Raw genomic sequence first — 20,259 nt, 5'->3', positions numbered from 1 at the left:
GGCCGGCCCACGCCCGGCAGCCGGCGGCGCGGGTCCCGGCCGGCTCCCGCGTCAGCGCAGCTCTCCCAGCCTCTCCAGGCGCCGCACCACGGACGGTGGCACGGGACGCCGGTGGGCCAGCGCCGCGGGCAGCCGGCGCAGCAGGCCGGCCAGCGCCCGGGCGGCCGCCCGGTCGTGCAGCGCCTTCGCCGCGAGCGCGCCGGTGCGGCGCACCGCACCGGTCAGGGGCAGCCGCATCCAGTGCACGAGGAGGTCGTTGCGCCGGTGCAGGGCCCAGCGGGCCGCGTCCCCCTCCCGTTGCGGGGACGGCTGGTGGTGGGCCACGACGTCCTCGACGTAGGCGGCGCCCCAGCCGGCCGCGGCCAGGTCGAGGGCCACCAGGCTCTCCTCCCCGCCGAAGAAGAGCAGGTCGCTGAAGCCGCCCACCGAGCGGAAGGCGTCCTTGCGGACGACCGCCGCGCAGGCCGGGAAGCCGAGCACGGCGGGACCGGGAAGGTCCGGCGGCGACCCGAGAGGGGCCGACGCCATCTTGCGGGAGACGGCGTCCTCCCGCCCCTCCTCGCCGAGCAGGACGCGCCCCACCAGCACGGCCAGCCGCGGGTGGCGGTCGAACAGGTCGGCGGCACGGGCCAGGGAGCCGGGCTCCCACCAGGAGTCGTCGTCACTGAACGCCACGTAGGGGGTGTCGGCCAGCTCCACGCCGATGTTCCGGGCGCAGGCGCCCGCATTGCGGGGCAGCCGGACGAGCCGCACGTCCGGGAAGACCTCGCCGACCGTCCGGGCGGTGCCGTCGCCGGAGGCGTTGTCCACGACCACGACCGCCGGCCGGGCGGGCAGGCCCGCCAGGTGCCGCAGGGTTCTGGCGAGTTCGGTGCGGCGGTTGCGGGTGGCGATCACCACGGTCACCCTGCCGGACCGCCGGCTCGCCACCGGCAGGGCCGGCGACTCAGTCGTCATGATGTCCCCCAGGCTCGGGCACGGGGACTGGAACGCGGCTTTCCGCCGTCACTCACCGGGCGGGGAAGCGGCGTTTCCCCGTCCTGCCGACTACCCGGCCCCGCGAGAGCCAGTCCCGCCGGCTCCTTCCGCCGCTCGCGTCCCCTCCGCCACGCGACCGGACGCCGCCCCGTGCACGGCCGGTGATCAGGCGCCGGCGGCGGATGGCTTGAACGGCGGCGGGCCAGGTTTGGAAGGCGCGCCCCCGCGGCACGTACGAGGGGCACCCACCGGGACGACGAGCGGCACCGGGTGCCTTGACCACAGGCGTTCGCCCGCCGGAGCGCACCTGTTCCTCGCAGGGCGGTGGAGCGGCGGCAACGGAGGGCCGGCGATGACGACGGTCGGTGTCGAAGAGGAGTACCTGCTGGTCGACCCGGTGACGGGCAGGCTGGCCGCGGACGGGGAGAAGGTGCGCGCCGCGGCCGGACTGGAACCCTCCGTCACCGCGCGGGAGATCCAGCCGGAACTGCTGCAGGCGCAGGTCGAGGTGGCCACCCCGGTGTGCCGCACGCTGCGGGAGGCCGGCGGCCATCTGCTGCGGCTGCGCGGCGCCGTCGCCAGAGCGGCGCGGACCCACGGCTGCCGCGTCGTCGCCAGCGGAACCCCGCCGCTGCGGGAGGACGCGCCCGCCCCGGTCACCGACCGGAGCCGGTACCGGGCCCTGCAGGAGCAGGCGCCGCAACTGGTGGCCGAGCAGATGGTCAACGGCATGCACGTCCACGTCGCCGTCCCGAACCGGCGGACGGGCGTGGAGGTGCTGAACAGGCTCCGGGTGTGGCTGCCGACGCTGACCGCCATGGCGGCGAACTCCCCGCTGTGGGCGGGCCGCGACACCGGATTCGCCAGCTGGCGCACCGTCGTCTTCGGCCGCTGGCCGGTCAGCGGGCTGCCCCCGCACTTCGCCGGCGAGGCGGACTACGACCGGCGGGTGCGGCGGCTGCTGTCCACGGGCGTCATCGTCGACACCGGGCAGCTGTACTGGCAGGCCCGGCTGTCCGAGCGGTATCCCACGGTCGAGGTCCGCTGCCTGGACGTGCAGCTGGGCACGGACGAGGCCGTGATGTTCGCCGGGCTGGTGCGGGCGCTGGCCGATACGGCACTGCACGAGGCGGAGGAGGGCCGGCCGGCGGCGGAACCGGGCCCGGAGCTGCTGCAGCTCGCGATGTGGCAGGCGGCCCGGCACGGCCTCGGCGGCCATCTGATCGCCCCGGACGGCCGCCGTCTGCGCGCCGGTGACGTGGTCCGCCGGCTGCTGCACCACGTCGGTCCCGCCCTGGAGGCCGCCGGTGACACCCGCGAGGTCGCCCCACGGGTCGACCGCCTGCTGCGGCAGGGCACCGGAGCGGACCGGCAGCGCCGGGCCCTGGCCGAGGGCGGCCTCGACGGCGTCGTCCGCCTGATCACGGAAGCCGGCAACACGATGTGAGCAACCCCGGTCCTCGGCGAGGCCCGCGTACTGCGGGAGCCCGCGCCGTTCACTGCGGGAGCGCGCACCGCCCATCGAGTCCAGCTCGGCGTGGTCGCGGCGCCGGCGCATCGGGATGCTGCCGCTGCCTCCGGGCGCGGCAGCATCCCGCTGGGCGATCGAGACGGTCATGGTTCGCCCCGCTCGGCGGAGTCGGTCCCGGCGCCGGACGCGGCCTCTCCGCCCGCGCCCTTCTTGAGAGGCGTCCTGCTCCCGGGACTCATCCTCCTTCCTGGCGCCCGGGCCCCTGATCGGCGTGTCCGGTGCGCGGACGACCGCCCCCGTTTCTCACGGGTGGCGCGGAGCCGTCCTCACCCGCGGGAGCGCCGAGGGGGTGCCGGTCAGCTGCGGCCCTGCGCGTACGAGGCCGACGTGCCGCCGTGCCGGGCGCCGGAGGACTCCGCCGCTCGGGCGGCGGCGCTGGCGGCCAGGGCCAGCGCCAGGGCGATCACGCCGGTGACGACGTTGTTGACGATCGTCTTGGTGGTGGCGACATTGCCGGACACGACCCAGGGGGCGATGATCGTCCAGAGGCCCAGGATGCACGCTCCCCAGGCCATGCTGTGCGTCCGCTCGTAGGCGCGGCCGAATCCGCCGCTCATCAGGAGCGCGTAGGCGATACCGGTCACCAGGTTGGTCACGGCCAGGGTGGACAGGTTGTTGAAACCGGTGATCCAGGGTGAGGCGGCCAGGTAGATGCCGGTGAGGAAGGCCAGCGTCCCGGTGGCCTGCCCCTGCGGTGTGCTCGTTGCGCGCTCGGCCACCTCGTGGCGGTGGCGCATGTCGACGATGTCGGGATGCGTCTCCATGGACGACTGGGACGACTTGGGTGAGGTTGCCATCGGATTCCACCTCTGTGAGAGTGCTGCTCCTCTGGAGGCCGGGTACCGCGCACCGAATGTCCGAATCCGAATCTTTATCCCGAACTTATTCCGGTTGCGTGTCCACGGACGCGGCCCCCGGCCGGCTCGAAGCCGCCCGGGGTCGCGCCGGTGACCGCGTCCCGGTCGATCGGCTCACCGGCCCGGACGCCCGGTTCCGCGGGGAGTCCAGGCCGGTGGACGGGGGTGGTCCGTGCTCAGGACCGGTCGCTCTCGTGCCCGGCGACGTCGATGACGTCGCGCTGACCGGTGTTCTCCTTCTGGTCGAGCTGGGAGAGTTCCGGGTGGTGCAGGTCGAAGGCGGGGGACTCGGAGCGCACCCGCGGGATGGTGACGAAGTTGTGCCGGGGCGGCGGGCAGGAGGTGGCCCACTCCAGGGAGCGGCCGTAGCCCCAGGGGTCGTCGACCTCGATCTTCTTTCCCTCCTGGGCGGTCTTCCAGACGTTGTAGAGGAACGGCAGCGTGGACAGGCCGAGCAGGAACGCCCCGATGGAGGAGACGGTGTTGAGGGCGGTGAAGCCGTCGGCGGCCAGGTAGTCGGCGTAGCGGCGCGGCATGCCCTCGGCGCCCAGCCAGTGCTGCACCAGGAACGTGGTGTGGAACCCGACGAACAGCGTCCAGAACTGGATCTTCTCCAGTCGCTGGTCGAGCATGGTGCCGGTCATCTTGGGCCACCAGAAGCTGAACCCGCCGAACATGGCGAACACGATCGTGCCGAAGAGCACGTAGTGGAAGTGCGCGACGACGAAGTAGCTGTCGGTGACGTGCCAGTCCAGGGGCGGGGAGCCGAGGATGACGCCGGTCAGCCCGCCGAAGAGGAACGTCACCAGGAAGCCCACGGCCCACAGCATCGGCGGCTCGAAGGACAGCGACCCCTTCCACATGGTGCCGATCCAGTTGAAGAACTTCACGCCTGTCGGGACGGCGATCAGATAGGTCATGAACGAGAAGAACGGCAGCAGCACGGCCTGGGTGGCGAACATGTGGTGCGCCCACACCGTCGCGGACAGGCCGGTGATGGCGATCGTGGCGCCCACCAGGCCCATGTAGCCGAAGATCGGGGTGCGGGAGAACACCGGGATGATCTCCGTGATCACGCCGAAGAACGGCAGGGCCAGGATGTAGACCTCCGGGTGGCCGAAGAACCAGAACAGGTGCTGCCACAGGATCGGGCCGCCGTTGGCCGCCTCGAAGACGTGCGCGCCGAACTGCCGGTCCGCCTCCAGCACCAGCAGCGCGGCCGCCAGCACCGGGAAGGCGAGCAGCACGAGCACCGAGGTGAGCAGGATGTTCCAGGTGAAGATCGGCAGACGGAACATCGTCATGCCGGGGGCGCGCATGCACACGATGGTGGTGATGAAGTTGACCGCGCCGAGGATGGTGCCGAAGCCGGACAGGGCCAGGCCCATGATCCACAGGTCGGCGCCGAGGTAGCCGCTGTGGCGCTGGCCGCTGAGCGGGGTGTAGGCCGTCCAGCCGAAGTCGGCGGCGCCCTGGGGTGTCAGGAAGCTGGAGAGCACGATCAGGCCGCCGAAGGCGAACAGCCAGTACGACAGCATGTTGAGCCGGGGGAAGGCCACGTCGGGGGAGCCGATCTGGAGCGGCATGATCGCGTTGGCGAAACCGGCGAAGGTCGGTGTGGCGAACAGCAGCAGCATGATCGTGCCGTGCAGCGTGAACGCCTGGTTGTACTGCTCGGTGGAGAACAGCTGCAGCCCCGGGCGGGCCAGCTCCGCCCGGATGGCCATGGCCAGTACTCCGCCGATCAGGAAGAACCCGAACGAGGTGATCAGGTACAGGTGCCCGATCTTCTTGTGGTCCGTCGTCGTGATCCAGGAAACGATCACCCGTCCCCTGCTACGACGTCCTTCTACCGGCACCAGGGTGCTCGGCTCAGCCTCTGCAGTCATCAACGACCTCGTTGGGGGTAGTCACGCAAACGGTGTCTTGGGTACCAAGGTTCCGTAGACGGGCGAAAGGTGCACGTTCATCCGTCCTGGAGGCGTCCGTGTCGGATGGTGCGTAACCAGCCGCGCGGGTTCCGGTCCGCTGGATTCCTCCGAACGTGGCGAACTGGCGGCGGACCGGGCGAAATCGGCGGCCGCGGACCGGCCGGTCGCGTGACGGGCGTCGCCGGCCGGACCACCGGCCGACGGCCCCGGACGCCGGTGGCCGGCGGGGCTGTCAGGCCCTCAGGGCGGTACGGCCGACCGAGTGGGGGCGGCCCCGTCGACGACTGCGCCGGCGGGGGACGGCCGTACGGCGTGACGGGCAGTCGGCTGCACGGCGCGCGCACGGCGTCGGCATGTCACCCGGACGTGTGAGGCGGGCTGCGCTGAAGGGTTCCTCGGTCGACCTCGTGACGGAGCGCTGAGCGAGCCCATGATCAGTCACGACGGTTTGTCCGGGCGCCGTCGCGTCGGCCCGGGGCGCGGGGTCGGCTCGGACCGCGGCGGGGCGGCCCGGAGCACGGCGGAGCGGCCCGGGCCCGGACGGCTCGGAGCGGAGTGCGGCCGGCCGGTCCGGGCCCGGGTGGAGAGGGCAGCGCCGGTCAGCGGGACCCGGTGACCGGGGCGGGACCGACGACGAGCTCGCAGGTGAAGACCGTTTCGCCGTCCTGCGTTCCGGTGACGCGCACGGCCCGCGCGGAGTCGTCGGCCCCCTCCGTGCAGAGCGCCGCCTCGATCCAGCAGGGGCTGTCGAACTCCACGTACCGCTGGAAGGTGCCGTCCAGAGAAATCGGCAGCACGGCGCCGCCCGCCGGTGCGAGGGCTGTCGCGGCCTGGCGCGCCGCTTCGAGCAGGACCATGCCCGGGATGTGGTCGTCGACGTGGTCGAAGAGGATGGGGTGGCCTATGTCCGGGCGGAGCTGCCAGCGGTGCGGAACATCGGTCGGGGCGAGAACCACGTCGGACGGCTCCCTGCGTCCGACCGCGGCCGGAGTCACGGGTTCGAGGGCGGCGCCGGTCACGTCCTCGGGCCGCGGGCGCACGCCGTGGCGCTCGCCGCGCAGCCTGCGGTACACGGCCGGAGCGGTGCAGGTGAAGTGGGCGCCGCCGGTGGCCACCACCTCGTCCCCGTTGCGGATCGTCACGCGGTAGCGGCCGTTGAGGCGGCTGCCGGCCCGGGTCAGCTCGGTGAAGGTGACGTCGAGATCCAGGTCGGTGGGGCGGGAGCCGACCACGAGGTGCCGCGGGTAGACCTCGGTGTGCAGTCCCCACATCAGGAACCGGTGCCGCAGGGGTACGTCGTACACCGCGTGGCAGGCCAGCACACCGGCTTGACGGATCGTTTCGGCGACGAGCAGCGGGTCATGGTGGCCGGCGAGGGGGCGATAGAAGCTGTGGGCGCGCGGCCACTGAGCGGTGACCCGGGTGCACTTGTCGTCGACGGGTGACCAGCCGGTCAGGAACACCTCGGCCACGGCGGCGCGGTGCACCAGCTCCCGCGCGACGGTCGACGTCAGTGCTGCCTCAGGCCTGTCGGCGCGGTGGCCGGCCGGCCCCTTCCCCTGCGCGGATCCCTCGGTCGGCGACGGCTGACTCATGTAAACCCCCGGGCAGTTCGTGCATCACTCACGATGGTCCTGTGCGACCGCGAAGACTACAAACCAACGGGTCGGTTTTGCAACGCCGTCAGCTCGCTGCCCGGGCCGGCGGACCCCGGCCCCGGCACCGGCTGTCCGGTGCCGGGGCGGGGCCGGGATCCGTCCGGCGCCCCGGCCGTCACGGCCGCCGTCGCACGGTTTCGGCCGTGGACCCGCGTCCGGCCGCCCGCGTCACCGACGCCCGGTATTCCCTCGCCGTCGCGATCGGCCGGCCGCTGTCCGAAAACCGTCGCAGACCGGAACTGCCCGCCAGCCGGCCCTCAGCGCCGGCTGCGGTCGTTCGCCTCCGCGACGCGGGCGCTCAGCAGTTCCGCCTGGGTGAGCGGCCGGACGGCTGCCGGGTCGGCCTCCCATTCCCGGCCGCCGGACAGCGGGCGGAGCCGGAGGCACGGGCCTTCGTGACCCATGACGACGCCGACGCGGTCGCGGGCGGTGTCGCGGACCGGGGTGCCGGGCGGGGGAGCGGCGGGCCCGGGCGCGGGGTCGGGACCCCGGGCGATCACCGGGCGGCGCCCCTCGCGATGACGGCGGCGAGCGCGAGGGCGACGGGCGCGGAGCAGACCCCGAGGTGCACGAGGGCGTAGCGGGTGCGGGCGTGTTCGGCCGCCTCGTGAGCCGACCGGTCGTGGTGGCTGGGCCTGCCGGAGGCGGTGTCGGCCCAGGGTGTGCGGACGTCCATGGCGGGGAGCTGGATACCGGCCCGGGTGAGCGCGGCGGCGAGGGCGTCACGAGCGGCGGCGGCCTCCTGGAGGTGGGGGACGCGCTTCGGCAGGGCGGGGCGGTCCGGCTGCTGGGCGGGGTCGGGCTGCGGCACGGTCTGACCTTTCGACGGCGGGCGGTGCGGTGCACCTACGGCGTTCCGGCCTCCTGTCCGCTCACGGTTGGTTACGGTGAGTGGCCGGCGCGTCACGAGCATGCCGCCCGGCGGAACCGGCGGGGGGCTTCGACGCCGTCTCGTTCCGCGCCGGACGGCGCACGTTCCACACCTTCCACGGGGGCTTCCCGGAGGCGTGGGCACGTGTGGTGGTGAGTACGGGTACGGAGGGCGTCCCGGGCGGCCGGCCCGCCGGGAGCGCCCTGAAGGGAGTCACCTTGCCGCAGCGACGCCTCGTGACGGGGCGCAGTCAGGAACCGCGCCAACGATTCGCGGAGGAATTACGGCAGTTGCGGGCCCGGAAGGGCGACAGCCTGCGGCAACTCGGTGAGCGGCTGGGCTGGGACTGGTCGCTCTTCGGGAAGATGGAGAAGGGGGAGACGCTCGGCGGCCCGGAGGTCATCCAGGCCCTGGACCAGTACTTCGGGACGCCCGGACTGCTCCTGGCCCTCTGGGAGCTGGCCGCCGGGGACCATACGCAGTTCCGGGAACGCTACCGCCGGTACATGGCGCTGGAGGCGGAAGCGGTCAGCCTGTGGCACTTCGCGGTGAGTGTGCTGCCGGGGCTCCTGCAGACGCCGGGCTACGCGCGGGAGGTCCTGGCCGCGGGCGGGATCAGGGGAGCGGAGCTGGAGCAGCAGGTCAAGGCCCGGATGAGTCGGCGGGAGTTGCTGGAGGGGGAGGAGGCGCCGCCGTTCCGGACGATTCTCGCGGAGGCTGTGCTCCGTACGCCGTTGCAGGACGAGGGGGAGTGGCACGCCCAACTCGCGTACCTGGCACGGACTGCGAACCGCGACAACGTGACGGTCCAGGTCCTTCCGCAGAGCACGGGCGTCCATGGGCTGGTGGCCACGGACGTGTGGTTCCTGCGGCTCGCGGACGGCCGTTCGGTGGCGTACACGGAGAACGCGCACTGGGGCGAACTCGTCGAGGAAAACGCGCGGATCGAACGCTTGAACCGTGCCTACGATGTGGTGCGCGACATGGCCATGTCCCCCGCCGAGTCGCGAGAGTTCATCCTGCGCAGGTTGGAGGAAGTGCCGTGCGACTCATCGACGTGAGTGCCGTGGCGTGGCGCAAGAGCAGCTACAGCAACCCTGACGGCGGCGCCTGTGTCGAGGTGTCCGACGGCTTCGCGGCCGTCGTTCCCGTGCGGGACAGCAAGGACCCCCACGGCCCCGTGATCGCGTTCCCCGCGGCGGGGTGGTCCGCGTTCGTGGCCTTCGTGAAGGACCGCGGCCTGGACGGCTGACAGGTCCCGGCGCCGCGTCGCTAAGGCCGCACGCGCGGGTGGGCGGTCCCGCGGTACGGGATAATGACGCCATGCGGATTTCGGCCAGGGCGGACTACGCGGTGCGCGCCGCTCTGCAACTCGCCGCGGCCCCCGACGCCGGGCCGCTGAAGGCGGAGGCGATCGCGGACGCCGCGGGGATATCGCACAAGTTCCTCGAGGGCATCCTCAACGACCTGCGCAGGGCCGGTCTGGTGCTCAGCCAGCGCGGCGCCAACGGCGGCTACCGGCTGGCCGGGCCGGCCTCGTCCATCAGCATCGCGGACGTGATCCGGGCCGTGGACGGGCCGCTGGTGTCGGTGCGGGGGGTCCGCCCGCCCGACCTGTCGTACTCCGGCCCCGCCGCCTCGCTGCTGTGGCTGTGGATCGCGCTGCGCGCCAACGTCCGGCAGATCCTGGAGGGCGTGTCCCTCGCCGACGTCGTCTCGGGCCGGCTGCCCGCGGACGTCATGGCGCTCACCGAGGCCCCGGCCGCCTGGACCAACCCCTGACCGCAGCCGCGGCTTCGCGTCCCACCCGGCGGAACGAGCCCGTCCGACTGGTGGACGCTCCCTTGCCCCCGGCCTGTCATGCCCACACGATGAATCCCTACCAGTTCAGTAGGAAAAAGGGGTGAGGTGGCCGTGAGGACCCTGGTGCCGAGCAAACCCGGGACACGTCGGTGAGCGACACGGCGACGGACGCCGCCGCCCCCGAGGCCTTCTGGAAGCGCGTCGCGCACGAACTCGCCGACGACCTCGCGGTGGACGCGCTCGACCGCGACCGGGCCGGCAAGCCGCCGTACGACGAGGTGGCGCGGCTGCGTGAGGCCGGTCTGCCGGCCGCCCTCGCCCCGCCCGGCGCCGCCGGTGAGGGCATGGGCTGGGCGGACGCCTGCGCCGTCGTCCGCCGGATCGCGGCCGCCGACGGCTCGATGGGCGAACTCCTCGGCCGCCACTACGTGCTGGCCCACAGCGCCCGGTTCTTCGCGGCGCCGGAGCGTGCCGCCGGGCTGGAGGCCCGCGCCCGGCGGGAGCAGTGGCTGTGGGCCGGCGACACCGGCGCCCCCGGGGCCGGCGCGCCGGGCGGCGACAGCGCCTCTCCCGTCCTCCTCCCCGCCGGTGACGGGCACCTCCTCAGGGGGCACCGGACGCTGGCCACGGCGGTGAACGCGGCCGACCGGCTCGTCGTCGACGCGGTCTGCACCGTCACCGGTGAGTCGCTGGTCGTGCTGGTGGACCCGCGGCACCCCGGTGTGGGCCGCGACCTGCTGCACGACCGGTTCGGCCAGCGGCTGGCCGGTGCGGGCACGGTCCTGTTCGACGACGTCCCGGTCGGCGCGGACCAGGTGCTCGGCCCCGCCGCGCACGACGAGGACGCGGTCGCGCCGTTCACCACGCTCGCTCCGCTCGCGCTGCGGCTCATGCTCGCCCAGGTCGCCCTGGGCATCGCCGAGGGAGCGCTCGCCGAGGCCCGGGACCTCACCCGCGCGGCGTCGCACCGCCGGCGGGCGGACGGCGGCGTGTCCCCGTCCGGGCCGGTGGGCGTGGACGCCGACGGGCTGCTGGCCTTCGGCAGACTGGCCCTCGCCACGCACACCGCCTCGGCGGTCGCCGGCCGCGCGACGGCGGCCATGGACCGGGCCCTGCGGACCGGGCGGGAGCTGGACGCCGGGCAGTGCGCGGAGACGGCCGCGCTGGTGGCCGCCGCCGAAGCCGTCACGGTCCGGGCGGCGCTGCGCACCGGGGAGCGGGTGCTGGACCTCGCCGGCGCCGAGGGGCTCGACCGGTTCTGGCGCAACATCCGCACGCTGGCAGGGCGCGGCCCCTCCGACCCCGCCCTGCGGGCCATCGGGGACCACTTCCTGAACAGCGGGGGCGAGCCCTCGGCGTCCTGGATCTGAGCGCCGGGGCGCCGGGGCGCGGGCCCTCAGCCCGTGACCGGCACGTCCAGGCCGAGGCCCGGCCCGCCCCGGCCCGTCGCCGTGGGCCGCCCTTCGCCCAGGGCCCGCAGCACGGCGCGGGCCACCGCGTCGTTCTGCCGGAAGGCGGGGGCGTCGGTGCGGGGACGGGCGAAGGCGGCCACGGCGCGGCTGCTGGTGGGGGCACCCAGGGCGATGCGGCGGGGGTGGGGGCGGCCGAGGCCGGGGTCGACAATGTGGCCGTTCTCCGGGTCGACGGCGAGCCGGCCGGAGCGGTGGGTGTGCGCGGGGTCGGCGACGACCTCCTCGGCGAGCGCGCCCGTGCGGTGCAGCTGCCGCAGCAGGGGGTCCTGCGTACCGTCGAGGGCCGGCCCCGGCAGGTAGGCCTCGATCAGCGCGGTGGCGTGGACCGTGTGGCCGGGCACGGTGGGGCTGGTCGCGGTGAAGGTGCCGGTGCTCTCGTCCGTGCCGACGCGCACGTCCGCGCCCAGGAAGCGGACCAGCCCGGCGCGGGACAGCGCGAGCAGCCGGCGCAGCCGGGACCCGGGCGGCCCCGACGCCAGGAAGCTGAAGAAGCCGTGCCACCACCCGTCGACCCCGCCGGCGACGGAGCGGGCGGTGAGCCGGCCCGCGGCGACCAGGCGCGGCAGGTGGCCGTAGACGGAGAGCAGGGCCAGGAACGCGCCCAGGTCGGCGCTGTGGGCGGGGTCCTCGCGGCGGGCGACGTCGTCGGCGACGTACCGGCGCAGGTGCTCCTGGAAGTCGTCCGGCGTGGCGAAGGCGAGGCCCCGCAGCGGGTGGTCGAGGGCTTCGAGGTCCAGGCGGTCCGCGGGGTCGGGCACGGCGCCGGCGACGAGGGCGGCCATCGCGTCGGAGCGCCAGTCGAGCCGGTCGTAGGCGGCGAGGAACTCCGGCCACGGCAGGGCGGTGCGTTCGGGATGGGCGTGGAAGAGCTCGTGGTAGTGGCCGAAGCCGATCTCCTTGGCCATCAGCGGCCACACGTCGTGGCGCAGGTCCAGCGGGCCGTCCCCGGCGAGCAGCGCCCCGACCGCGTCGGGGCCGAAGTGGCGCGGCAGCGGGGGCCGGGGGCCCTGGAGCCGGTAGCCCGTCTTGGCGTGGTAGGGCACCCCGCGCCGTGATCCGACGTGGAGGACGGGTTCGCGGCCGGAGGGGAGGTAGGTGAGGGTGCCGTCGGGCGCGGTGCGGTAGCGGCCGCCGCGGCCCTCGGTGAGCCCGCGAGGTCGGCGTCGGCGGAGAACTCCGGCGGCAGGTGGAAGCGGCCGTGGCGGCGGGCGAAGGCGGCGAGGTCGCGGTGCTCGCCGGCGGGCGTGGAGCCGAGGTGCCCCTGGGCGAGGACCACCAGGTCGGCGGTGAGCGGCGCGGCGGGGCCGGCCAGGTGCACCCGCTGCGGGCCGTCCGGGGGTCCGGTGACGGCGGTGGCGGTGGTGCGGTGCCATGCGACGGTGACCGACGGCGGCAGTTCCGTCAGCACTCGGCGGAACACCCAGTCCAGGTAGGCGCTCTGCGCCCGCCGGGTGGGGAAGCCGGTGCCGGCCAGGCCGCGCAGTTCGGCGAGCACCTCCGGGTCGGCGGGTTCGGCGTACGGGGCGAAGCGCGCGGCGCCGGGACCGGCGAACTGGGCGGCCCACTCGGCCAGCGAGGGGCCGGGCCGCACCGGGCCGTCCAGGGTCGACGACTCGTCGGTGAACATGGTGACGTCCTCGGCCATGGAGTTCATCCGCAGCAGCGGCGACTGCTCGTCGCGCCAGACGCGTCCCGGGCCGGGCGGGTACGGGTCCACCAGGTGGACGCGCAACTCCCTGCTCCCGTTCCACAGTTCGGGGGCGTTCGCGGCGATGCGCTCCAGCAGGCCCGTGGCGCGCGGGCCCGCGCCGACGACGACCAGGGTCGCGGCGGGGGACGCGCTCACCGGTCACCGCCGAGCAGGGGACGCGCGTCCGAGGCGGCCGCCCGGCCGAGCCGGGCGCGCAGGGCGGCCAGGCGGATCCGCAGCCGTCCGAGCGGGGTGGGCGGCAGCGTCCGCGCCGAGCCCCGGGCGTAGTACCGCTCGACGTAGTACTGGCCGGCGCTGAGCACGGTGGTGACCGCGATGTACCACAGGGTGGCGACCAGCAGCAGCGGGATGACCTGGTAGGTCCGGTTGTAGACCAGCTGCACCGAGAACAGCAGGTCGTGCACGGCCAGCACGCTGACGATGCTCGTGCCCTTGAGCGTGCCGATCAGCATGTTGCCCGCGGTCGGCACGATGGCGCGCATCGCCTGCGGGACGACGATCCGCCGCAGGGTGCGCCACCTGCCGAGGCCGAGCGCCTGCGCGGCCTCGGTCTGCCCGCCGTCCACCGACAGGATGCCGCCGCGCACCACTTCGGCGGCGTACGCGCTCTCGTGCAGGGTCAGACCGATGACGGCGGTGAGGGTGGGGCCGAGCAGGTTGACCGTCGTGACGGTGACGAACTGCGGGCCGAACGGGACGCCGACGCCGAGGGTCGGGTACAGGGCGCCGATGTTGAACCAGAACAGCAGCTGCACCAGCAGCGGCGTGGACCGGAAGATCCAGACGTAGCCGTAGGACAGGGTGCGCAGCACCGGGTTGGCGGACAGGCGCATCACCGCCAGCGGTATGCCGAGCAGGAAGCCGAGCGCGGTCACCGTGACGGTCAGCCACAGGGTCAGCCACAGCCCGTCGAGGACGGCCGACGTGGTGAGGTACCGGCCGACCACGCCCCACTGGAAGGCGTCGTTGCGCACCACGGAGTTGACGACCATCGCCAGGAGCAGCAACGCCGCCGCCGCGGCCAGCCGGCGGCCGAGGTGGCGGCGGGGCACGATCTGCGGCAGGCCGGTCGGGGCGCCGCCGGGCGGACCGGCCGGCGGCTGCTCGCCGGGTACGGGCCGGGCGTCGGGTGCGGTCAGATCGGAAGACGTGGCCATCGAGGCTCTCTGGGGAGGGGGCGCGGGCGTGGTGGGAGACCCGGGGCACACGTGGCGGGCACCGCGCGGCGACCGCGCGGGCGGGAAGTACGGTGCGGCCGGGGACCGGTGTCGTCACGCTCGCCGCGTCCCTCAACGCGGCCGGAAGGGCCTCCGCGCAGGGCGGAGCCGATCCGCGTCGATCGTATGCGGCGACGGCGCGCCGCTGTCAACACCACGCCGAGGACAACCGGTTGGCGTCGGGTCGTACACGTCCGGCATCCGGGCGGTGGTTGACGCCGCGACCGAACTCCTGCTCAATTAGGCCCATGAACGCCCAGCAGCGCTTGGTCTCGCGTGACCACATCGACTTCGGTCGGGTGTGGTCCGCGGCGTGTCGCGCCTGACTCGGCAGCGGGTCGTCTGACCGGCCCTTCCCTCCCTCGGTGACCCCGTCGCGGGCCGAGTCCTCCCCTCGCCGCACCGCCGTACCCGGGCAACGACCCCCGTACGGGCACGGTCCGCGAGTCCGGACGCGCGCTGCCGTCCCCGCCCCGCCCTTGAACGACGCACGGCGTCGTCACGCCCGTTCCCCCGCACCAGCCTCCCGGCGCTCCGTCAGCCACGGCCCGGCCGGGGTCCTGCCGCCCTGCCCGCGTGCTCCACCGCCGTGCCCGCGTGTGCTCCACCGCCCCGAAAGGCTTTTGCCATGCCCGTGGAATTCCTCGGCATCGCCGCCACCAACGACGGCTCCGAAACGACCCCGCGCTCCGGCGCCGCCTTCGACAAGCAGTACACGCTGCGCCTGGCCCGCGCGCACGAGGACCACGGCTGGGACCGGGTGCTGTTCGCCTACGGCTCCGGCTCCCCGGACCCCGCCCCGGCCGCCGCCTACGTCGCGAGCCGCACCGACCGGCTCCAGCTTCTGCTCGCGCACCGGCCCAACGTCTCCTACCCGACCTTCGCCGCCAAGACGTTCGCGACCCTCGACCAGATCAGCGAGGGCCGGCTGGCCGTGCACTTCATCACCGGCGGCAACGACCACGAGCAGCGCCGCGAGGGCGACACCCTCACCAAGGACGAGCGCTACGCCCGCACCGGCGAGTACATCCGGATCGTCAAGAGGATCTGGACCACCCGTGAGCCGTTCGACCACGAGGGCGAGCACTACCGCTTCCAGGACTTCGTCAGCGACGTCTTCCCCGTCCAGCAGCCGCGCCCGGCGGTCTCCTTCGGGGGGTCCTCGCCCGCCGCGTACGCCACGGGCGGCGCCGAGGCCGACATCTACTGCCTGTGGGGCGAGCCGCTCGCGCGCACCGCCGAGCAGATCGAGGCGGTCAGGGCCGCCGCACGGGCCGCGGGCCGCACCGGGGCGCCGCGCATCCAGGTCGCCTTCCGCCCGATCATCGCCCCCACCGAGGAACTGGCCTGGGAGAAGGCCCACCGTACGGTCGGCGCGATACGGCAGCGCAGCGGGGCGGGTCTCCTGCGCCACCGCCGCGGCGGCGCCCCCGAGAACACGGGCTCGCAGCGGCTGATCGCCATCGCCGAGGCGAGGGAGCGCTACGACCGCGCCCTGTGGACCCCGACCGCCGCCGCGACCGGCGGCGCGGGCAACTCCAACGCCCTGGTCGGCACCCCCGAGACGGTAGCCCGGGCGCTGCTCGACTACTACGACCTCGGCGTCGACATCCTCTCCGCACGCGGCTACGACCTGCTCGGCGACGCCGTCGACTTCGGCCGGTACGTCATCCCGATCGTGCGCGAGGAGGTCGCCAGACGCGACGCCGAGCGCGCCGCCCGCGGCCCGCAGGCCCTCGCGGCGGTGGGCGAGTGAGCCCCGTACCGCCCGCGTCCGCACCCGACCTGACGGTCGTCCAGGTGCCGGTCTCCGACCCGAGAGTGCGGCCGCTGCTGCGCGAACTCGGCGACGAGTACGGCGCCCGCTACGGCAAGGACGCCCACGCCGAACTCGCCCGCTACCCCGACGAGCAGTTCACCGCCGCGCACGGCGGCGTCCTGCTGCTGCTCCTGGAACACGGCGACCCGGTGGCCGGCGGCGCCTTCCGCCGGTACGACGCGGTCACGGCCGAGCTGAAACGCATCTGGACGCACTCCGCGCACCGTCGCCGCGGCCTCGCCCGGCGCGTCGTCGCCGAACTGGAGCGGGAGGCGGGCGCCCGCGGCTACCGGCGCGTGTACCTCACCACCGGGCCGCGCCAGCCGGAGGCCCGCGGCCTGTACCTGGCCACCGGCTACACCCCGCTGTTCGACACGGAGGCCGACCCGGAGACCGTCGGCCTGCTGCCCTTCGAGAAGCACCTCCCCGACACCCCACGCACCGGAAAGGCCATCGCCCCGTGAAGCTCCCCGGCACCAGCGGCCGTCCGCGCCTCCGCGCGGCCGCCGTCGCCCTTCTGCCCCTGCTGGCCCTGACCGGGTGCGGCACCGGCGAACCGGACGGCACGGCTCCTGCGGGCGCCGGGGCCCCGGCCGCTCCGGCCGACGACCCGGTCGCCGCCGTCCGCAGGGTGGACTCCGCCGCCGCGCTCCTGCCCGCCGGCGTCCGCGCCTCGGGCACGCTGCGGATCGGCAGCTCCGTCGGGGCCCCGCCCTCGGCGTACTACCCGGACGGGTCGCGCAAGCCGGCGGGCCAGGACATCGACATCGCCGACGCCGTGGCCAAGGTCCTCGGCGTCAGGCTGGAGCGCCAGGACGCCGCCTTCGAGACGATCCTGCCCGCCCTGCGCAGCGGCAAGTACGACGTCGGCACCGGCAACTTCGGGGTCACCACCGAGCGCCTGCGGACCATCGACTTCGTCACCTACATCGACGACGGCCAGGGCTTCGCGGTCCGGAAGGGCGACACGTCCTTCGGCAAGGAGATCACCGAGCTGACCCAGCTGTGCGGGCGCACCGTGGGCATCGGCGCCGGCACCACCTTCGAGGCGACGCTCGACGCGGAGAAGGGCGTGTGCGCGAAGGCCGGCAGGAAGCCGTACGACGTCAAGGTCTACGCGGAGAACGCCGCCACCCTCACCGCACTCCAGCAGGGCCGCATCGACGTGATCATGTCGACCATCAACGGCCTGCGCCACCAGGCGGCCCGGCCCGCCTCGCGCACCACCTTCCTCGGCGAGTACCACCGCCTCGACGTCGGCTTCGCCTTCACCAAGGGCTCCCCGCTGACCAAGGCGTTCCAGGCCGCCGTCAACGAGCTGATCCAGGACGGCACGTACGCCCGGATCCTCAGGAAGTGGGGCACCACCGCCTCCGCGATCGACACCTCGCGGATCAACCCGCCCGAGCACCCCTGACAGCCGAGCAGGAAACGCCATGCACCTCGCCACCGACCCCGCGCCGCCCGGCGCCCCCGCCACGGGCCCCGCACGACCGCCCGCCCTCGACGACCCGGCCTCGCTCCGGGTGGTCCCCGCCCGCCACTACGCACGCTGGGCGGCCGCGCTCGCCGTGACCGTGCTCGCCGCCCAGTTCGTGCACGGCCTGGCCACCAACCCGGTCTGGGAGTGGGGCGTCTTCCGCGACTACGTCCTGTCCGAGACGATCGTCCAGGCGGTCTGGGTGACCCTCCAGCTCACCTGCTACGCCACCGTCCTGGGCTTCCTGCTCGGGACGGTCCTCGCCTTCATGCGGCTCTCGCGCAGCCCCGTGCTGCAGACCGTCGCCTGGACCTACATCTGGGTCTTCCGGTCCATCCCGATGATCGTCCAGCTCGTGTTCTGGTTCAACCTGAGCGCCCTGTACGACCGGCTCGGCGTCGGCGTCCCCTTCGGGCCGGTGCTCTGGTCGGTCGGCACCAACAGTCTCATCGGCACCATCGGCGCGGCGGTCATCGGACTGACGCTGCACCAGGCCGCCTACGCCGCCGAGATCGTCCGCGGCGGCGTGATCTCGGTCGACCCCGGGCAGCTGGAGGCCGCCGCGGCGCTCGGCATCCCCCGGCTGCGGCAGGTCCGCAGGATCGTGCTGCCGCAGGCCATGCGCGCCATCCTGCCCACGGCCGGCAACGAGATCATCGGCCTGCTCAAGGGCACCTCGGTGGTCTACGTGATGGCCATCGGCGAGCTGTTCTACCAGGTCCAGGTGATCTACGGCCGCAACGGCCGGGTGATCCCGCTGCTGCTGGTCGCCACCGCCTGGTACGTGGTGCTCACCTCCCTGCTGTCGGTCGCCCAGTACTACGTGGAACGCCGGTTCGCCCGGGGCGCCGACCGCACGCCGCCGCCCTCCCCCCTCCAGCGCGCCCGCCGCCTCGCCCGCGACCTCAGGACCGCGGCGGCCCGGCGCGACCAGCCCGTCATCCCCGTCGAGCCCCTGGGAGAAAGCCGATGAGCGCGGTGATGGTGGACGTCCACGGCGTCCACAAGAGCTTCGGACCACTCCAGGTGCTGCGCGGCGTCGACCTCCAGGTCCGCGCCGGCGAGGTCACCGTGGTCCTCGGCCCGTCCGGCTCGGGCAAGTCCACGCTGCTGCGCACCATCAACCACCTGGAGAAGGTGGACCGCGGCTGGATCGGCATCGACGGCGAGCTCATCGGGTACCGGCGCTCGGGCGGCAAGCTGCACGAGCTGAAGGAGAAGGACGTCCTGAAGCAGCGCACCCACGTCGGGTTCGTCTTCCAGAACTTCCACCTCTTCCCCCATCTGACCGTGCTGGACAACCTCGTCGAGGCCCCCGTCTCCGCGTTGCGCCGCCCGCGCAGGGAGGCAGAGGAGACCGCCCGGCGGCTGCTGGAGCGCGTCGTCCTCGCCGACAGGGCCGGCGCCTACCCGCGGCAGCTGTCCGGCGGCCAGCAGCAGCGGGTCGCCATCGCCCGCGCGCTCGCCCTCGAACCGAAGGTGCTGCTCTTCGACGAACCCACCTCGGCGCTCGACCCCGAACTCGTCGGCGAGGTCCTCGACGTCATCAAGGACCTGGCCCGCACCGGCACCACCATGATCGTCGTGACCCACGAGATCGGCTTCGCCCGTGAGGTCGCCGACACCGTGGTGTTCATGGACGGCGGAGTCGTCGTCGAGCAGGGGCCGCCCGCAGCCGTCCTGGACGACCCGCGGCACGAGCGCACCCGCGCCTTCCTCTCCAAGGTCCTCTGACCGGCCGCCCGCCGCACCGCTGCCTCACCTTCCCGCCCGTCCCCGTACCTCCACCGCCCGTCCCCGCACGTCCGCACGCAAGGAGACCGCCCGTGCCCACCCTCGCCCGCCGCACCACCGCAGCCGCCGTCGGACTCGCCTCCGCCCTCGTCCTCGCCGCCTGCGCCAACCCCTCCGACGGCGACACCACCGAGGTCGCGGACGCGTCGGGTGCCAGGACGAAGATCAACCTCAGCCCCGACCAGCACCGCGTCACCACGGCAAGAGTCGACTCCATAGCCGCCGAAGTCCCGCGCAGGATCCGCGAGAGAGGCACCCTGGAGATCGTCGACTCCTCCGGCTCGGCGGCACCGCTGACCTTCCGCGCCACCGACGACAAGACCGTCATCGGCGTCGAACCCGACCTCGCGTACCTGGTCGCGGACGTGCTGGGCCTGAAGCCGCACCTGAACCCGGCCTCCTGGGAGAACGTCTTCGTCGGCCTCGACAGCGGCAAGTACGACGTCGGCTTCAGCAACATCACCGTCACGGAGGAGCGCAAGGACAAGTACGACTTCGCCACCTATCGCGAGGACAACCTCGCCTTCGAGGCGAGGAAGGGCAGCGGCCTGAAGGTCACCGGCCCCGAGGACGTGGCGGGCAGGACCGTCGCCGTCAGCAGCGGCACCAACCAGGAGAAGCTGCTCGTCGAGTGGAGCAGGGAGAACGTGCGGGCCGGCCGCGAGCCGGTCGACGTCAAGTACTACCAGGACGACAGCGACACCTACCTCGCCCTCCAGTCCGGCCGGATCGACCTCTACCTCGGCCCCAACCCCACTGCCGCCTACCACGTGGCCACGAGCGGCAGAACCGAGATCGCCGGGACCTTCTCCGGTGCCGGCCCGACCCTCCAGGGCCTCATCGCGGCCACCACGAAGAAGGACAGCGGGCTGGCCGAGCCGCTCGCCGACGCGCTGAACGAGGTCATCCGCAACGGCACGTACGCCGAGGTGCTGGGGCGCTGGGGGCTGTCCGACGAGGCCGTGGCGAAGTCGGAGATCAACCCTCCGGGCCTGCCCAGGACCGGTCAGTAGCCGTCCGGCGGGGGGGGGGGGGGGGGCCCCCCCCCGCCCCCCCCCCCACACCCCCCCCCCCCCCCCCCCCCCCCCCCCCCCCCCCCACCCCCCCCCCCCCCCCCCCCCCCCCCCCCCACCCCCC

Annotated in this window: 18 protein-coding genes and 1 pseudogene; 11 read left to right on the top strand and 8 right to left on the bottom strand. The window is 73.9% G+C overall.

Translation table 11 applies throughout. The annotated features are described in order from the left end of the window. Nucleotides 1-51: 51 nt before the first annotated feature. Nucleotides 52-957 carry a glycosyltransferase gene (locus tag ABZ920_RS29985; RefSeq protein ID WP_361511826.1) on the bottom strand — a complete coding sequence of 302 codons (906 nt, stop codon included), beginning with the start codon at nt 955-957 and terminating at the stop codon, nt 52-54. Nucleotides 958-1,330: 373 nt separating this feature from the next. Between ABZ920_RS29985 and ABZ920_RS29980 the strand changes: the two genes are divergently transcribed. Next, entirely contained in the window at nt 1,331-2,425 is a 1,095-nt protein-coding gene (locus tag ABZ920_RS29980) for a glutamate--cysteine ligase (protein WP_361511823.1), read from the top strand. 380 nt (nt 2,426-2,805) lie between these two features. On the opposite strand, the gene ABZ920_RS29975 is transcribed toward ABZ920_RS29980, so the two are convergent. The 5 genes from ABZ920_RS29975 to ABZ920_RS29955 form a co-directional block, all read right to left on the bottom strand. After that, entirely contained in the window at nt 2,806-3,273 is a 468-nt protein-coding gene (locus tag ABZ920_RS29975) for an SPW repeat protein (RefSeq protein WP_361511835.1), read from the bottom strand. 269 nt (nt 3,274-3,542) lie between these two features. Beyond that, a complete protein-coding gene (gene ctaD / locus ABZ920_RS29970) occupies nt 3,543-5,255 on the bottom strand; it encodes a cytochrome c oxidase subunit I (RefSeq protein ID WP_361511820.1) in 1,713 nt (570 codons plus the stop codon). A 641-nt stretch (nt 5,256-5,896) separates the two neighbouring features. Then, nucleotides 5,897-6,892: a ScbA/BarX family gamma-butyrolactone biosynthesis protein gene (locus ABZ920_RS29965; protein WP_361511817.1), complete on the bottom strand. Its 996-nt coding sequence runs from the start codon at nt 6,890-6,892 to the stop codon at nt 5,897-5,899. A gap of 320 nt (nt 6,893-7,212) precedes the next feature. Continuing rightward, on the bottom strand, nt 7,213-7,452 hold the full coding sequence (locus ABZ920_RS29960) for a hypothetical protein (RefSeq protein WP_361511832.1): 240 nt from the start codon (nt 7,450-7,452) through the stop codon (nt 7,213-7,215). Beyond that, nucleotides 7,452-7,724 (bottom strand): hypothetical protein, encoded by a 273-nt coding sequence (locus ABZ920_RS29955; protein WP_361511829.1) that lies wholly within the window; start codon nt 7,722-7,724, stop codon nt 7,452-7,454. The genes ABZ920_RS29960 and ABZ920_RS29955 overlap by 1 nt, the downstream gene beginning before the upstream one ends. 320 nt (nt 7,725-8,044) lie before the next feature. On the opposite strand from ABZ920_RS29955, the gene ABZ920_RS29950 reads away from it, so the two are divergent. From ABZ920_RS29950 to ABZ920_RS29935, 4 genes are all read left to right on the top strand, one after another. Further along, the gene (locus tag ABZ920_RS29950) at nt 8,045-8,887 is read left to right on the top strand and encodes a helix-turn-helix transcriptional regulator (RefSeq protein WP_361511814.1); all 843 of its coding nucleotides are present in this window, start codon (nt 8,045-8,047) and stop codon (nt 8,885-8,887) included. Further along, a complete protein-coding gene (locus ABZ920_RS29945; protein ID WP_361511811.1) occupies nt 8,869-9,078 on the top strand; it encodes a DUF397 domain-containing protein in 210 nt (69 codons plus the stop codon). The genes ABZ920_RS29950 and ABZ920_RS29945 overlap by 19 nt, the downstream gene beginning before the upstream one ends. Before the next feature lie 71 nt (nt 9,079-9,149). Next, nucleotides 9,150-9,608, top strand: a complete 459-nt coding sequence (locus ABZ920_RS29940; RefSeq protein WP_361511808.1) for an Rrf2 family transcriptional regulator — start codon at nt 9,150-9,152, stop codon at nt 9,606-9,608. A gap of 170 nt (nt 9,609-9,778) precedes the next feature. Next, complete coding sequence (locus ABZ920_RS29935) at nt 9,779-10,999, top strand: acyl-CoA dehydrogenase family protein (protein ID WP_361511805.1); 1,221 nt, start codon at nt 9,779-9,781, stop codon at nt 10,997-10,999. A 26-nt stretch (nt 11,000-11,025) separates the two neighbouring features. Here ABZ920_RS29935 and ABZ920_RS29930 read toward each other — a convergent pair. Together ABZ920_RS29930 and ABZ920_RS29925 are read right to left on the bottom strand one after the other, a co-directional pair. Continuing rightward, nucleotides 11,026-12,947: pseudogene (locus tag ABZ920_RS29930) on the bottom strand (FAD/NAD(P)-binding protein). Then, nucleotides 12,944-13,969, bottom strand: coding sequence for an amino acid ABC transporter permease (locus ABZ920_RS29925; protein ID WP_361511802.1), 1,026 nt, complete (start codon nt 13,967-13,969; stop codon nt 12,944-12,946). The pseudogene ABZ920_RS29930 and the gene ABZ920_RS29925 overlap by 4 nt, the downstream one beginning before the upstream one ends. A 688-nt stretch (nt 13,970-14,657) precedes the next feature. Here ABZ920_RS29925 and ABZ920_RS29920 point away from each other — a divergent pair. From ABZ920_RS29920 to ABZ920_RS29895, 6 genes are all read left to right on the top strand, one after another. Next, nucleotides 14,658-15,785 carry an LLM class flavin-dependent oxidoreductase gene (locus ABZ920_RS29920; protein ID WP_361511799.1) on the top strand — a complete coding sequence of 376 codons (1,128 nt, stop codon included), beginning with the start codon at nt 14,658-14,660 and terminating at the stop codon, nt 15,783-15,785. After that, complete coding sequence (locus tag ABZ920_RS29915) at nt 15,782-16,312, top strand: GNAT family N-acetyltransferase (RefSeq protein ID WP_361511796.1); 531 nt, start codon at nt 15,782-15,784, stop codon at nt 16,310-16,312. Before ABZ920_RS29920 ends, ABZ920_RS29915 begins: the two co-directional genes overlap by 4 nt. Then, nucleotides 16,309-17,265: an ABC transporter substrate-binding protein gene (locus tag ABZ920_RS29910; RefSeq protein WP_361511793.1), complete on the top strand. Its 957-nt coding sequence runs from the start codon at nt 16,309-16,311 to the stop codon at nt 17,263-17,265. The genes ABZ920_RS29915 and ABZ920_RS29910 overlap by 4 nt, the downstream gene beginning before the upstream one ends. Before the next feature lie 19 nt (nt 17,266-17,284). Continuing rightward, nucleotides 17,285-18,301, top strand: a complete 1,017-nt coding sequence (locus tag ABZ920_RS29905; protein ID WP_361511790.1) for an amino acid ABC transporter permease — start codon at nt 17,285-17,287, stop codon at nt 18,299-18,301. Next, nucleotides 18,298-19,062: an amino acid ABC transporter ATP-binding protein gene (locus tag ABZ920_RS29900; RefSeq protein ID WP_361511787.1), complete on the top strand. Its 765-nt coding sequence runs from the start codon at nt 18,298-18,300 to the stop codon at nt 19,060-19,062. The genes ABZ920_RS29905 and ABZ920_RS29900 overlap by 4 nt, the downstream gene beginning before the upstream one ends. A 92-nt stretch (nt 19,063-19,154) precedes the next feature. Beyond that, nucleotides 19,155-20,135, top strand: coding sequence for an ABC transporter substrate-binding protein (locus tag ABZ920_RS29895; RefSeq protein WP_361511784.1), 981 nt, complete (start codon nt 19,155-19,157; stop codon nt 20,133-20,135). Nucleotides 20,136-20,259 lie beyond the last annotated feature (124 nt).

It is taken from the genome of Streptomyces sp. NPDC046831, from assembly GCF_040645305.1.
Classification (GTDB): Bacteria; Actinomycetota; Actinomycetes; order Streptomycetales; family Streptomycetaceae; genus Streptomyces.
Note: the sequence above shows the minus strand (reverse complement) of the source record. Positions and strands in the feature narration are given on the sequence as shown.